Raw genomic sequence first — 13,433 nt, forward strand, 5'->3', positions numbered from 1 at the left:
GGTCAGAGACGCTCGATGACGGTGGCGATGCCCATGCCGCCGCCGACGCAGAGGGTGATGAGGCCGTACCGCTTGTCGCGCCGTTCCAGCTCGTCGACGAGCGTGCCGAGGATCATCGCGCCGGTGGCGCCGAGCGGGTGGCCGAGCGCGATGGCGCCGCCGTTGACGTTGACCTTGTCCAGGGAGAGACCCATGTCCTTGACGAAGCGCAGGACGACGCCGGCGAAGGCTTCGTTGATCTCGACGAGGTCGATGTCGTCGATGGTCAGCCCGGCCTTGGCGAGCGCCTTGCGGGTGGCGGGCGCGGGCCCTGTGAGCATGATGGTCGGCTCGGAGCCGGACACGGCGGCGGAGACGATCCGGGCGCGCGGGGTGAGGCCGTAGCGCTCGCCGACCTCCTTGGAGCCGATGGCGACGAGGGCGGCGCCGTCGACGATGCCGGAGGAGTTGCCCGCGTGGTGGACGTGGTCGATCTTCTCGACCCAGTGGTACTTCTGGAGCGCGACCGCGTCGAAGCCGCCCATCTCGCCGATCGTGGCGAAGGACGGCTTGAGCGAGGCGAGCGAGTCGGCGGTGGTGCCGGGCCGCATGTGCTCGTCGTGGTCGAGGACGACGAGACCGTTACGGTCCTTGACGGGGACGACGGAGCGGCCGAAGCGGCCGGCCTTCCACGCCTCGGCCGCGCGCTCCTGGGAGAGGGCCGCGTACTCGTCGACGTCGCGGCGGGAGAAGCCCTCGATGGTGGCGATGAGGTCGGCACCGATGCCCTGCGGGGCGAAGCCGGTCTCGTAGTTGGTCATCGGGTCCATGGCCCAGGCGCCGCCGTCGGAGCCCATCGGCACGCGCGACATCGACTCGACGCCGCCGGCCAGGACGAGGTCCTCCCAGCCGGAGCGCACCTTGGCCGCCGCCAGGTTGACCGCTTCGAGGCCGGAGGCGCAGAAGCGGTTCTCCTGGACGCCCGCGACGGAGTCGGGGAGCCCGGCCGCGATGGCGGCGATGCGGGCGATGTCGGAGCCCTGGTCACCGAGCGGGCTGACCACACCGAGGACGATGTCGTCGATGGCCGCAGGGTCGAGGTTCGGGAACCTGTCGCGGATCTCGTGGATGAGGCCGACGACCAGGTCGATCGGCTTGGTGCCGTGCAGGGCGCCATTGGCCTTGCCGCGGCCCCGCGGGGTGCGGATCGCGTCGTAGACGAACGCTTCGGTACTCAAGACAGCAGCCTTTCGAGGGTGGTTGCGCAGCGGAGGTCAGGCGAGGATCGAGCGGCCGATGATCTCTTTCATGATCTCGGTCGTGCCGCCGTAGATGGTCTGGATGCGGCCGTCGGTGAACGCCCTGGCGACCGGGAATTCGGCCATATAGCCGTATCCGCCGTGGAGTTGGAGGCAGCGGTCGGCGACGCGCTTCTGCAGTTCGGTGGCCCACCACTTGGCCATCGAGGCGTGTACGGCGTCGAGCACGCCGTCCGAGTGGTCCACGATGCAGCGGTCGAGGAAGGTCCGGGTGACGGCGCATTCGGTGGCCATCTCGGCGATCTCGAACCGGATGTGCTGGAGCTTGGAGAGCGGCCGGCCGAACGCCTCGCGTTCCTTGACGTACCGGGTGGTGATCTCCAGGAGGTGTTCGGCGCCGGCGATCCCGGCGACCGCGATGCCCATCCGTTCCTGGGCCAGGTTGGTCATGAGGTGGATGAACGCGCCGTCCCGCTCACCGAGGAGGTTCTCCTTGGGGACCCGGACGTCGTTGAAGAACAACTCGGCGGTGTCCTGGGACTTCTGGCCGATCTTGTCGAGGTTGCGTCCCCGTTCGAAGCCCTCGGCGCCGCGCTCGACGACGATCAGGGACAGCCCCTTCGCGCCGCCCTCGGGCGTGGTCCTGGCGACGACGACCACCAGGTCGGCGAGGATGCCGTTGGAGATGAACGTCTTCGAGCCGTTGAGCAGCCAGTGGTCGCCCTTGTCCTCGGCGGTGGTGCGGATGCCCTGGAGGTCGGAGCCCGCGCCCGGTTCGGTCATCGCGATGGCCGTGATGATCTCGCCGCCGCAGAAGCCGGGCAGCCAGCGCCGCTTCTGCTCGTCGGTGCCCAGCCCGGTGAGGTAGGGGCCGATGATGTCGTTGTGCAGACCGAGGGCGAGACCGGGGGCACCCGCCCGGGTGAACTCCTCGGCGAGGACGGCGCTGTAGCGGAAGTCGGCGTTGCCGCCGCCTCCGTACTCCTCGGGGACGGCGAGACCGAGCAGTCCCTGCCGTCCGGCCGCGAGCCACGCCTCGCGCGAGACGATGCCGTCCTTCTCCCACTGCTCGTAGTGCGGGAGGACTTCCTTGGTGAGGAAGGTACGGACGGTTTCGCGGAACGCGTCGTGTTCTTCGGTGAAGATCTGCCGCTGCACTGAGGCCCCCTAGAGCCGGTCGTCGTCGGTGGAGCTGGTGCGGATGCCCGGTACGTCCCAGTCGCGGGCCACGTCCTCGGTGTCGGCGCCCGGTACGGCCGGCCCGCGGCGCACGGAGACCGGTGTGGCGGAGAAGCGGGGTGCGGGCGCAGGCTGGGTGAGTCCGCCGTGCTCGACGAAGGTGGAGCGGGCGGCGAGGTGCGGATGGTGCGGGGCCTCGCGGAGCGACAGGACGGGGGCGACGCAGGCGTCCGTGCCCTCGAAGACCTCGGTCCACTCCGTACGCGTACGGGTCAGGAACCGCTCGGCGACAGCGGTGCGCAGCTCGCCCCAGCGGGTGGGGTCCGCCCGGTCCGGAGCCTTCTCCGCGATCCCGAGGAGCGCGATGAACTCCTCGTAGAACCGCTGTTCCAGCGGTCCCACCGCCATGAACTGCCCGTCGGCGGTCTCGTAGGTGCCGTAGAAGGGGCAGCCGCCGTCCAGCAGGTTCGAGCCGCGCCGGTCCTGCCAGCTGCCGGCCGCCAGCATTCCGTGGATCATCGTGGCGAGATGGGCGGCGCCGTCGACGATCGCCGCGTCCACGACCTGGCCCGCGCCGCCCGGCGTCCGGGCGTGCTGCAGGGCGGCGAGGACTCCGACGACGAGGTAGAGGGAGCCGCCCGCGTAGTCGCCGACCAGGTTGGCGGGGAGGGCCGGGGGCTCCCCGGGTTTCCCGATCATGGACAGGGTGCCGGTGACGGCGATGTACGCGACGTCGTGCCCGGCGCGCCGGGACAGCGGGCCGTCCTGGCCCCAGCCGGTCATCCGTCCGTAGACGAGGCGCGGGTTGCGGGCCAGGCAGGCGTCGGGGCCCACCCCGAGACGCTCGGCGACGCCGGGCCGGTAGCCCTCGATCAGGATGTCGGCGCGCTCGACGAGGTCCAGCACCCGGGCCGGTCCGTCCTCGGCCTTGAGGTCGACGAGAACGGAGCGCTTGTTGCGGTTGGTGAGGTCGAGGGCGGGGTCGATGCCGAGCCCCGCGCCGCCCGGCCGGTCGACCCGGACCACATCGGCGCCGAGGTCGGCCAGGAGCATGGCGGCGAACGGGCCCGGTCCGATGCCGGCCAGTTCGACCACACGCACCCCTGTCAGCGGGCCCTGCGGAACGCTCTCTGCCCTTGCCATCAAGCCCCCAGAGGTGTGACACAACCGATGTAACATCAATGATGCTAAGAAGGCGCAGCCCTCCGCACAACCCCTTGGGCCGAGCAAGCGCTTAGCTCTCTCCACGGATCGTCCCGCACGGAAGCCTCCCGGGGCGCGCCACCACGTCGGCCTCCGCTAACCTCTGCCTGCTACATCGGCGCCGGCCCCTGCGGAGGCACTCGTGAACAGGCAGAACGGGGCAGAACGCCCCTATGACGTCGTCCTATTCGGTGCCACCGGCTTCGTGGGGGAGCTGACGGCCGCATATCTGGCCGCGCACGCCCCCGACACGTGCCGCTGGGCACTGGCCGGCCGGAACCGGAGCAAGCTGGAACAACTGCGTGACCGCCTCACGGCCATCGACCCTGGCTGCGCGGATCTTCCCCTGCTGCACGCGGACGCCGACGACGCGGCGTCGTTGCGCGCGCTGGCCGAGTCCGCCCATGTGGTGGCCACGACGGTGGGACCGTACGTCTGGTACGGGGAGAAACTCGTGGCCGCCTGCGCGGAGGCCGGGACGGACTGCGCCGACCTCACGGGCGAGGCGGAGTTCGTGGACCGGACGTATCTGGAGCACGACGCACGGGCCCGCGAGACGGGGGCGCGGATCGTGCACGCCTGCGGCTTCGACTCCGTGCCGCACGACCTCGGGGTGTACTTCACCGTCCAGCAGCTGCCGACCGGCGTGCCGCTGACCGTCGACGGCTTCGTCCGCAGCAACGCCGCCTTCTCCGGCGGTACGTTCGCCTCGGCCCTGACCGCGATGGGCCGCGGCCGGCAGCTGATGAGGGCCGCGAAGGAGCGCCGGCTGCACGAGCCCCGCCTCGTCGGCCGCCGCGCCAGGTCACCGCTGGGGACCCCGCACTTCAGCGGGGAGACCGGCACCTGGGCACTGCCGCTGCCGACACTGGACCCGCAGGTCGTGGCACGCTCGGCTCGGGCGCTGGAGCGGTACGGCCCCGACTTCCGTTACCGGCACTTCGCCTCCGTGAAGCGGCTGCCGATGGCGCTCGGCGGCACCGCGGCGATCGGGGCACTCGTGGCGGCCGCCCAGCTCCCCGCCGCCAGGGACTGGCTGATGGAGCGCTACGAGCCGGGTCAGGGCCCCGACGCGAAGCGCAGGCAGCACAGCTGGTTCACGGTCCGCTTCGTAGGGGAGGGCGGCGGGCGCCGGGTCTTCACGGAGGTGTCGGGGGGCGATCCCGGCTATGACGAGACGGCGAAGATGCTGGCCGAGTCGGCGCTCTGCCTCGCCCTGGACGACCTTCCGGTGACCTCGGGACAGGTCACCACCGCGGTGGCGATGGGCGATGCGCTGCTGGAACGGCTGAAGGCGGCAGGCATGGGCTTCCGGGTGGCCGCGGTCCGCTGAGGCCGGCGGGTCAGAGGACCCAGGCGGCCACGGTGTAGAGCATCGCGCCGGCCCAGACGAGCCCCGCGACGGCGCCGAGGAGCATGCCCACCGCGACACGGCGCTGGGCATGCTGAACAGGGACGACTCGGACGCTCGTACGATGCGTGTTCATGCGTTCCAGCCTGCCGATCATGAACGGCGGGCGCCATCCGTACGGATACTCAGGCGGTCGCCTCCCGCAGAACCTGGCGGCAGAGCGCGTCGGCCCTGCGGGTGGTCTCCGGCTGCCGGAAGGAGCGGGCCAGCCGGAGGGTGTGCGCACAGGCGTTGTCCAGGCTCGTCCGGTGCCCGACGGAGACGAACACCGGCTTGGTGCCCCCCTGGGTCCGCAGGGCCCGGCCCACCTCCTCCTCACCGTCGAGGAGCGGCGAGGAGTCGCCGCGGTCGGGCCCCGGCGCCTCGTAGTGGAAGGTGAACGGGTTCTTCCCGACGCCGATGACCGGCAGCCCGGTAAGTACGCCCAGATGGCTGGCCAGCCCGAACCGGCGCGGATGTGCCAGCCCGTAGCCGTCGCAGACGACGAGTCCGGGGTCGACGGACAGGGACTCCAGCGCCTCCAGCACGGTGGGCATCTCCCGGAAGGCGAGGAGCCCGGGGACGTAGGGGAAGGTGACGCGTCCGACGGCGGTGGCCTCGTCCACCACGTCGAGCGTCTCGGCGTCCAGGACGACGGCCGCCGCGACGACGACGTCCCGCTCGTCGTCGTAGGCGACGTCGACACCGGTCACCCGGCCGGTGCCGGGCGGCGGGCCGGGCTCGTCGAGCACCACCCGGGCGCGCAGGGTGTCCTGGATGGCTCGGGCTTCGGCCTCGTCGGCAGGCATGTGGAAGGTAGTCATAGTGGGTCCCAGCTTAGGTAGCCTGGCGATCATGTTCGTACTCGAGTTGACCTACACCGCCCCCGTCGAGCGCGTCGACGCGCTGATGCGGGAGCACATCACCTGGCTGGACGAGCAGTACGCCGCCGGGGCGTTCCTCGCGTCGGGCCGCAAGAACCCCCGCGACGGCGGGGTGATCCTGGCCGTGGGGGACGACCGCGCGCAGATCGAGAAGATCGCGGCGGCCGACCCCTTCGCGGCCGAGGGGGTGTGCGCCTACCGGATCACGGAGTTCGTCGCGACCAGGACGTCACCCGAGCTGGCGGCGTACCGGCAGTAGCCGCCCGGGGCGGGATTCCCGCCGGCCGCTCAACCGCGCGAGGGGCTGAGGACCGCCACCCGCCCCTTCTCCCCCGACGCCCAGCAGCCGAAGTCGGCCGTGCAGTCCACCGTGTCGTACGAACCGGTGTCGACCGTGCGCCAGGTCCGCCCGCCGTCCAGGGTGAGGTCCGTACCCGTCGGCCCGACCGCCAGTGCGCCGGACCGGCTGTGCGGCAGCCAGGCGACGCCCGAGCGGTAGGCGGGGGGCGTGGCGGCGGACTGGTGCCAGCCCCGGCCGCCGTCGGACGTGACCGCGGAACTCTGGGGCGACTGCTGGTCGGCGCGGTAGTCCCCGCCGACCGCGATGCCGTGCGTACGGTCGCGGAACGCGAGAGCGAAGACGCCCCGCGCCGGATCGCCCGCCGGGATCGTCGACTCGCTCGCGGTCCAGGTCAGGCCGCGGTCCGCGGAGTGCAGGACCCGCGCCGTGGCCGCGCCGCCGGTGGCCAGCCAGACGTCCTTCGGCCCCGAGCTGACCAGGCACTGACCGCTCGCGGCGAAGCCCGCCTCGCCCGGCTGGGCGGCCGGCATCCCGGCCGGCGGCAGCACCTTCCAGCTCCGGCCGCCGTCGTCGGTCGACAGGATGCGGAACCTGCCGTCCACCGGGTCGCTCATCGCGAGCCCGTGCCGGTGGTCGAAGAAGGTCAGACAGTCGTAGAAGGCTCGGGCGTCGGTGTTGCGGAAGGATTCCGTCCAGGTCGCTCCGCCGTCGCCCGTACGGAAGACCCTGGATGCCTCGCCCTCACCGATGGCGAGCACCACGGCGCGCCGGCTGTCGAACGCCTCGACGTCACGGAACTCCAGCTCGCCCGCTCCGGGCGGCGATACGTCGCGCCAGTTCCTGCCACCGTCGGAGGTGCGCAGGACGGTGCCCTTCGATCCGGCGACCCAGGCGGAGCTGCGGCTGACGGCGGCGAGTCCACGGAAGCGGGCCGTCGTGCCGGTGTCGGTGAGGGACCAGCTCGCGGTCCGCGCGTCCTGTCCCGCCTGTCCCGCCTGTCCCGCCGGTGCCGCCGGTGCCGCCGGTGCCGGTGCGGCCTGCGCGGTCGGCGCGGCCAGAGCGGCGGTAACTGCCGCCCCACACAGCCCCATTGCTATCAGTCGTCTCGTCTTTCCCATGGTCTTCATGGCGCTGGAAGCTAACCCACGGGCGGCGGGCCGTCCAGCGTGAGCCGCCCGGAAGCGGGCAGATGCGGAGGGAATCGTGCGGTGACGCAGCTCACGCCGTACCCCAGTGCACGAAACGAGGAGTTCCGTCGTCTACTCCAATGCCGGGAACCGTTCACCGCGCGCGAGAGGGAGCAGGTCATGTCCAGCGTTATCGAGCAGGCCGTCCAGGCCCGCATGGTCGCATCCGCTCCGCGGATGGAGACTCTGCCCGCCACCCTGCAGTACGACCGCAAGGACCCGTTCGCCGTACGCATGGCGTTCCCGGCCCCTGCGACGCTGGAGGGGACGGAGGTCTCCTGGGAGTTCTCCCGGGAACTGCTCGCGACGGGCATGGACGCCCCCGCCGGTGTCGGCGACGTACGGGTGCGGCCCTTCGGATACGAGCGGACGGTCCTGGAGTTCCACGCCGTCGAGGGCGTGGCGATGGTGCATGTGCGCACCTCGGAACTGCGCCGGTTCCTGGAGCGGGCACAGGAGCTGGTACCGGTCGGCGACGAGCACCGCTTCCTGGACCTCGACCGGAGCCTGACCGATCTCCTGGGCGGGGCCCTCTGACCCACACTCCCGACCACCCAGCACGTGGCGGGAGGTCGCGCCGCCGTGCCGGGCCCGCAGGCGGCGGGACGGGGGCGGCGGAGCGCTACCCGTGAATCAACGAACGAGGAACACGCACCATGCCCAGCAGAAAAGCTCTCGTCCGCCGTGCGAGTCCGCGCCTCACCGAGGGACTCGTCACCCACATCGCACGCACACCGGTCGACCTCGCCCTCGCCGGCCGGCAGTGGGATCTCTACGTGGCAGCCCTGCGCGAGCACGGCTGGGAGACGGTCGAGGTGGCCGCCGCCGACGACTTCCCGGACGGCGTCTTCGTCGAGGACACGGTGGTGATGTTCCGCAACGTCGCCCTGATCGCCCGGTCCGGGGCGGAGTCCCGCAGGGGCGAGACCCCCGCCGTCGAGGAGGCGCTGACACGGCTCGGCTGCTCGGTGAACCGGGTCATCGAACCGGGCACGCTGGACGGCGGCGATGTCCTCAAGTCCGGCGACACGATCTACGTCGGGCGGGGCGGCCGGACGAACGCGGAGGGGGTGCGGCAGCTCCGGGCCGTCTTCGAACCGCTGGGAGCCCGAGTCGTGGCCGTACCGATCAGCAAGGTGCTGCACCTCAAGTCCGCGGTGACGGCGCTGCCGGACGGCACGGTCATCGGATATCCGCCCCTGGTGGACGAACCCTCGCTCTTCGGCCGTTTCCTGCCGGTTCCGGAGGAGGCGGGCGCGCATGTGGTGCTGCTCGGCGGTGGAAAACTGTTGATGGCGGCGAGCGCGCCCAAGTCCGCCGAGCTGTTCTCCGAGCTCGGTTTCGAACCCGTTGTGGTGGACATCAGCGAGTACGAGAAGCTCGAAGGCTGCGTGACTTGCCTCTCCGTACGCGTCCGGGACCTGCACGCATAACGGGGCGTTATCGGGCGCCACCCGGGATGGGCTTGGCCGGGGCCTTACCCGCGCTTTAACCTACGGTCACGTAACCTACGAGGCCGTAGGTAATTCTCCCGTCCCCAGGAGCCCCCCGTGACGATCACCTCTCCCCATCTCGGCAGTTCGAAGGCGTGGACAGACGCCCAGCTGCTGTACGCACTGGAGGAGGTGGTGGAGAAGGAACTCAACCGCCATCTCAAGGTCGCCAAGGACTGGATGCCGCACGAGTACGTCCCGTTCTCCGACGGCCGCAACTTCCCCGGCATCTTCGAAGACGGCCAGGCGTGGGAGGCCGAGCAGTCCAAGGTCACCGACATCGGCAAGATCGCCCTCGTCGTCAACCTGCTGACCGAGGACAACCTCCCCAGCTACCACCACGAGATCGCGTCCCTCTTCGGCCGTGACGGCGCCTGGGGCACCTGGGTGCACCGCTGGACCGCCGAAGAGGGCCGGCACGGCATCGTGATGCGCGACTACCTGCTCACCTCGCGTGCCGTCGACCCGGACAAGCTGGAGCAGTTCCGGATGATGCACATGGCGGAGGGCTTCGAGTCCGACAACCGCCACTCGATGCTGCACTCCGTCGCGTACGTCGCGTTCCAGGAGCTGGCGACGCGCGTCTCGCACCGCAACACCGGCCACCAGTCGGGCGACCCGGTCTGTGACCGGATGCTCGCGCGGATCGCGACCGACGAGAACCTGCACATGGTCTTCTACCGGAATCTGCTGGGCGCGGCCTTCGAGCTCGCCCCCGATCTGACCATGCAGTCCGTGCGCGACGTCGTGGTCAACTTCCGGATGCCCGGACACGGTATGCCCGGCTTCGAGCGGGCCGCCGCGCAGATGGCGATCGGCGAGATCTACAACATGCGCATCCACCACGACGACGTCATCCAGCCGGTGCTGCGCTACCTGAAGGTGCTCGACATCGACGGGCTCGGCCCGGAGGGTGTCAAGGCCCAGGAAGAGCTCGGCATGTACATGAGCGGCCTGGACAGCGAGGCGTCGAAGTTCGACGAGAAGCTGGCCGCCCGTAAGGCACGGATGGTCGCACGAGGCAAGGCGTGAGCCGGACCGCGTGAGGCGGTCCGCATGAGGCGGTCCGCATGAGGCGGTCCGCATGAGTCAGGTCCTGTGAGTGAGGGCGTCGGGCCGCTGCCCGGCGCCCTCACTCCGTTGCCGTGACCTGTGCGTACGCCGCGTCCCGCACATCGGCGACCGGGTGCTGGCGCAACAGCCTCAGCTGGGTGCGCCATGGGCCCGTCCAGGCCGTGCGGGGGTGGGCGGACCCCAGAGGTTTACGGACCGTACTCTGTGCCGGGTGAAGCCAGTGACGCGTCTTTTCCTCTTCGGCGCACCGATCGCCATCGCCGCATCCATCGTGTTCGGCAGCAGCGGCGACCCGGCGCTGCCCACGGGTTCGCCGCAGGCGGCGGAGCCCGCACCTGCCACGCCTGCCGGTGGTGGCGCCCGTGCCACCGCCAAACAGAAGGCGGAGGACGCGGAGATCGCCGGTCTGCCCGCCGGGCTGGCGGAGCCGCGGATGAAGGAGATCGCCTCGCAGCTGGTGGCCAGCGCGGAGAGCTCCACCCTGGACTGGCGCAGCCAGTACGGCACCATCGAGGACGTCGGGGACGGCACCGGCTACACGGCGGGCATCATCGGATTCTGTTCCGGGACGAACGACATGCTTCAGCTCGTCGAATCCTTCACCGAGGAGCATCCGGACAATCCGCTCGCCCCGTTCCTCCCCGCCCTGCGCGCGGTGGACGGCACCGATTCCCACGAGGGGCTGGACCCCGGCTTCACCGCCGCGTGGAAGGCGGCGGCCGGGGACAAGGCGTTCCGCGACGCCCAGGAGGAGTTCCGGGACAAGCTCTACTTCGAGCCCGCGGTCCGGCTGGCGAAGCAGGACGGACTCGGCACGCTGGGGCAGTTCGTCTACTACGACGCGATGGTTCTGCACGGCCCCGGTATCGAGGCGACGGGCTTCTACGGAATCCGCGACGCGGCGATGGCGGAGGCCGACACCGCGGCCGAGGGCGGCGACGAGACCGCGTATCTCCATGCCTTCCTGGACGCGGGAAAGTCGGTGATCCAGGCGCGGAAGACCCAGCGGGACACCTCACGGATCGACACCGCACAGCGGGTGTTCCTGCGCAACGGCAATCTGGAGCTGAAGGCGCCTCTGGTGTGGCAGACGTACGGCGAGACCTTCCGCATCCCGTCCTGAACCGAAGGGCACGGCACCCGGAGGTCAGCCCTGCTCGCGCATTCCTCTGCGCATCCGGTCCCGTTCCTTCTCCGAGAGCCCGCCCCAGACGCCGAACCGCTCGTCGTTGGCGAGTGCGTACTCCAGGCAGGCGACCCGGCCCTCGCAGGCGTTGCACAACTGCTTGGCCTCGCGCGTCGAGCTGCCCGGAGCCGGGAAGAAGAACTCGGGTCCCGCCTGTGCGCAGAGCGCCGTCTCACGCCAGGCGAGCGCGTCGTCGGTCATGGTGTTGATCAGCATGGTGACCACAGTGCCGGGTGCCGATAAACAACGGATCAACGCCCCGTCAATGGGGCGCACCGGGGACGCGCTCACTCCCTCGGCATCGGTGCGGGCCGGATCAGGGCGAACGCCGCGCCGAACGGGTCGGCGAGATGGGCGATCCTGCCCACGCCCTCGATGTCCTGGGAAGCCACCGTCACGCTGCCCCCCAGCCGCCCGGCCTGCGCCGAGGCGGCGTCGCAGTCCTCCACCGTGAAGTACGGCAGCCAGTGCGGACCCCGGTCGGCCTCGGCCCGGACATCACTCAGGCGGACGAGCCCGCCGAAGGACGACTCCGGGCTGCCGCCCGCCGGTCTCACCGTGGTGTACGAGCCGCCGGGGAAGGACATCTCGTCGGTTTCCCAGCCGAAGAGCGTCTGGAAGAACCCGGCAGCCGCCGAGACGTCGGAGGTGTGCAGCTCCGACCAGATCAGGGAGCCCGGCTCCTGGATGACGCCCAGGCCGCCGTTGGTCCCGGGCTGCCAGACGCCGAAGTACGCCCCTTGGTTGTCCGTGAAGCCGGCCATCCGCCCGAATTCGCGGACGTCCATCGGCTCGAAGAGCACATTGCCCCCGGCCTGCGCCACGCTCTTGGCGGTGGCGTCCGCGTCGGGTGACTGGAAGTAGACCGACCAGGCGGACTTCGCCTGGTCCTCCGGCACGGTCATCACGCCCGCGGCGGAATTCCCGTTCAGCGTGTACATCCCGTACTCGCCGGTCTCGGGACCGCCGGGCAGCAGCTCCCAACCGAAGAGGCCGCGGTAGAACGTGGTGGCCGCCTCGATGTCGGGCGTGCCCAGGTCGATCCAGTTGGGGATTCCGGTGACAAAGCTGGGGTTGAGCATGGTGTGCCCCTTCAGCGAGCCCGGCCGTCTCGCTCGTCTCGTGGCGCGGGGGAATTCCCCGCACGACAGAGTCTCGCACCGGGCACTGACAACCGCAGTCCGGCGCGCGGGTACGCGACCGGCTGGTGGGTGTGCCGACTCAGCGGCCGATGCCCAGCGCCGGAAGCACCTTTTCCGCGACTCGGTACGCCTCCTCCAGCAGGGGATTGCCGGAGAGGATGAAGGTGTCGACTCCCAGGTCCTCGAACTCCTTGAGGCGCTCGACGACCTGGGCCGTCGAACCGACGACCGCGGTGCCGGGCCCCGGCCGGAACAGGCTCATCCCCGGCCACATGTTGGGGTGGACCTCCAGCTCACGTGCGTGGGCGGGGACCTTGCCGCCGTGCTGGCGGAACTGGCGCTGCCAGCCCACCCCGTCCTCGCCCGCCCGGTCCCCCAGCTGCCGGGCGTACGTGGCCTCGCTCGTGACGTCGAGGAGCCGGTCGGCCGCAGCCCACGCCTCGTCCTCCGTGTCACGGACGATGAGGTGAAGCCGCAGACCGATGCGGAGGGTCCGGCCGTACGCGGCGGCCCTGGCCCGTACGCGCTCCAGCTTCTCCTTGAGCAGATGCGGAGGCTCGCCCCAGGTGAGGAAGACGTCGACGTGCTCGGCCGCCATCTCGATACCGGGGGCGGACGAACCGCCGAACCAGAGCGGGATGTGCGGGTCCTGGACGGGTTTCAGCTCGCGGAACGAGGCACCCGCGTTCTTCAGGTCGTAGAAGCGGCCCTTGTGGTCGAAGACCTCACCAGCGGTGAGCCGCTTCACGATCGACCAGTACTCGGCGCTCAGCTCGTACCGCTCGTCGTGCTCGACGTGGAGTCCGTACTCCTGGAGCGACTTCGTCGAACCGTTGACGACGTTGAAGCGCAGCCGGCCGCCGAAGAGCTGGTCGAAGCTGAGCGCCATCTTCGCCAGCAGGGTGGGCGAGATCAGTCCGGGGTGGACGGCGAGCAGCGGTTTGAAGCGGGTGCTGGTGGAGGCTGCGAGCGCGCTGCCCAGCGGCCACACGTCGTACAGGTCGGTGGCGAGCAACGCCCCGCTGTAGCCGAGGTGTTCGACCGTTGCGGCCAGCCGGCTCAGATAGCCGAGGTCGGCCGTGCGCCGCCCTTCGGGTTCCCAGGGAAAGGCACCTTCGCGCGGAATGATGTACCAGAGGACTTCGGTGGCCATGGG

General features: G+C 70.6%; 15 protein-coding genes. 6 read left to right on the plus strand and 9 right to left on the minus strand.

The features are described from left to right. Positions 1-2: 2 nt before the first annotated feature. From ACFWSK_RS06040 to ACFWSK_RS06050, 3 genes are read right to left on the minus strand one after another with little or no spacing between them, the layout of a single operon-like run. Positions 3-1,217, minus strand: coding sequence for an acetyl-CoA C-acetyltransferase (locus tag ACFWSK_RS06040; protein ID WP_383782471.1), 1,215 nt, complete (start codon positions 1,215-1,217; stop codon positions 3-5). A 36-nt stretch (positions 1,218-1,253) separates the two neighbouring features. Continuing rightward, the gene (locus ACFWSK_RS06045; protein WP_383782473.1) at positions 1,254-2,396 is read right to left on the minus strand and encodes an acyl-CoA dehydrogenase family protein; all 1,143 of its coding nucleotides are present in this window, start codon (positions 2,394-2,396) and stop codon (positions 1,254-1,256) included. Between the two features lie 9 nt (positions 2,397-2,405). Next, on the minus strand, positions 2,406-3,560 hold the full coding sequence (locus ACFWSK_RS06050) for a CaiB/BaiF CoA transferase family protein (RefSeq protein WP_383782475.1): 1,155 nt from the start codon (positions 3,558-3,560) through the stop codon (positions 2,406-2,408). Positions 3,561-3,762: 202 nt separating this feature from the next. On the opposite strand from ACFWSK_RS06050, the gene ACFWSK_RS06055 reads away from it, so the two are divergent. Beyond that, positions 3,763-4,953, plus strand: a complete 1,191-nt coding sequence (locus tag ACFWSK_RS06055; protein WP_383782477.1) for a saccharopine dehydrogenase family protein — start codon at positions 3,763-3,765, stop codon at positions 4,951-4,953. 10 nt (positions 4,954-4,963) lie between these two features. On the opposite strand, the gene mmpA is transcribed toward ACFWSK_RS06055, so the two are convergent. Continuing rightward, positions 4,964-5,107 (minus strand): morphogenic membrane protein MmpA, encoded by a 144-nt coding sequence (gene mmpA / locus ACFWSK_RS06060; RefSeq protein WP_383782479.1) that lies wholly within the window; start codon positions 5,105-5,107, stop codon positions 4,964-4,966. Between the two features lie 49 nt (positions 5,108-5,156). Beyond that, positions 5,157-5,834, minus strand: coding sequence for an endonuclease V (locus ACFWSK_RS06065; protein ID WP_383782481.1), 678 nt, complete (start codon positions 5,832-5,834; stop codon positions 5,157-5,159). Positions 5,835-5,865: 31 nt separating this feature from the next. Between ACFWSK_RS06065 and ACFWSK_RS06070 the strand changes: the two genes are divergently transcribed. Then, complete coding sequence (locus ACFWSK_RS06070) at positions 5,866-6,153, plus strand: YciI family protein (RefSeq protein ID WP_383782483.1); 288 nt, start codon at positions 5,866-5,868, stop codon at positions 6,151-6,153. A gap of 29 nt (positions 6,154-6,182) precedes the next feature. Here the strand turns inward: ACFWSK_RS06070 and ACFWSK_RS06075 are convergent, their stop codons facing one another. Further along, a complete protein-coding gene (locus ACFWSK_RS06075; protein WP_383782485.1) occupies positions 6,183-7,322 on the minus strand; it encodes an oxidoreductase in 1,140 nt (379 codons plus the stop codon). Between the two features lie 180 nt (positions 7,323-7,502). Here ACFWSK_RS06075 and ACFWSK_RS06080 point away from each other — a divergent pair, with 180 nt between their 5' ends. The 4 genes from ACFWSK_RS06080 (at position 7,503) to ACFWSK_RS06095 (ending at position 11,072) form a co-directional block, all read left to right on the plus strand. Then, positions 7,503-7,919, plus strand: a complete 417-nt coding sequence (locus ACFWSK_RS06080; protein ID WP_383782487.1) for an SsgA family sporulation/cell division regulator — start codon at positions 7,503-7,505, stop codon at positions 7,917-7,919. Positions 7,920-8,038: 119 nt separating this feature from the next. Continuing rightward, complete coding sequence (ddaH, locus tag ACFWSK_RS06085) at positions 8,039-8,815, plus strand: dimethylargininase (protein ID WP_383782489.1); 777 nt, start codon at positions 8,039-8,041, stop codon at positions 8,813-8,815. Between the two features lie 117 nt (positions 8,816-8,932). Next, positions 8,933-9,907 (plus strand): acyl-ACP desaturase, encoded by a 975-nt coding sequence (locus ACFWSK_RS06090; RefSeq protein ID WP_383782491.1) that lies wholly within the window; start codon positions 8,933-8,935, stop codon positions 9,905-9,907. 262 nt (positions 9,908-10,169) lie between these two features. Beyond that, positions 10,170-11,072, plus strand: coding sequence for a chitosanase (locus ACFWSK_RS06095; RefSeq protein WP_383782613.1), 903 nt, complete (start codon positions 10,170-10,172; stop codon positions 11,070-11,072). Positions 11,073-11,096: 24 nt separating this feature from the next. Here ACFWSK_RS06095 and ACFWSK_RS06100 read toward each other — a convergent pair whose 3' ends face one another. The 3 genes from ACFWSK_RS06100 to ACFWSK_RS06110 form a co-directional block, all read right to left on the minus strand. Continuing rightward, entirely contained in the window at positions 11,097-11,351 is a 255-nt protein-coding gene (locus ACFWSK_RS06100; protein ID WP_383782493.1) for a WhiB family transcriptional regulator, read from the minus strand. Positions 11,352-11,422: 71 nt separating this feature from the next. Then, positions 11,423-12,217, minus strand: a complete 795-nt coding sequence (locus ACFWSK_RS06105; RefSeq protein ID WP_383782495.1) for a VOC family protein — start codon at positions 12,215-12,217, stop codon at positions 11,423-11,425. Positions 12,218-12,356: 139 nt separating this feature from the next. Then, positions 12,357-13,430, minus strand: a complete 1,074-nt coding sequence (locus ACFWSK_RS06110) for an LLM class flavin-dependent oxidoreductase (RefSeq protein WP_383782497.1) — start codon at positions 13,428-13,430, stop codon at positions 12,357-12,359. Positions 13,431-13,433: the final 3 nt, after the last annotated feature.

Source organism: Streptomyces sp. NPDC058620, assembly GCF_042717135.1.
Lineage (GTDB): Bacteria > Actinomycetota > Actinomycetes > Streptomycetales > Streptomycetaceae > Streptomyces.

Coding starts and splice junctions, on each gene's coding strand:
- ACFWSK_RS06080 (WP_383782487.1), top strand. CDS start 7,503: ATGTCCAGCGTTATCGAGCAGGCCGTCCAGGCCCGCATGGTCGCATCC.
- ddaH (WP_383782489.1), top strand. CDS start 8,039: ATGCCCAGCAGAAAAGCTCTCGTCCGCCGTGCGAGTCCGCGCCTCACC.
- ACFWSK_RS06070 (WP_383782483.1), top strand. CDS start 5,866: ATGTTCGTACTCGAGTTGACCTACACCGCCCCCGTCGAGCGCGTCGAC.
- ACFWSK_RS06065 (WP_383782481.1), bottom strand. CDS start 5,834: ATGACTACCTTCCACATGCCTGCCGACGAGGCCGAAGCCCGAGCCATC.
- ACFWSK_RS06110 (WP_383782497.1), bottom strand. CDS start 13,430: ATGGCCACCGAAGTCCTCTGGTACATCATTCCGCGCGAAGGTGCCTTT.
- ACFWSK_RS06075 (WP_383782485.1), bottom strand. CDS start 7,322: ATGAAGACCATGGGAAAGACGAGACGACTGATAGCAATGGGGCTGTGT.
- ACFWSK_RS06105 (WP_383782495.1), bottom strand. CDS start 12,217: ATGCTCAACCCCAGCTTTGTCACCGGAATCCCCAACTGGATCGACCTG.
- ACFWSK_RS06050 (WP_383782475.1), bottom strand. CDS start 3,560: ATGGCAAGGGCAGAGAGCGTTCCGCAGGGCCCGCTGACAGGGGTGCGT.
- mmpA (WP_383782479.1), bottom strand. CDS start 5,107: ATGAACACGCATCGTACGAGCGTCCGAGTCGTCCCTGTTCAGCATGCC.
- ACFWSK_RS06100 (WP_383782493.1), bottom strand. CDS start 11,351: ATGCTGATCAACACCATGACCGACGACGCGCTCGCCTGGCGTGAGACG.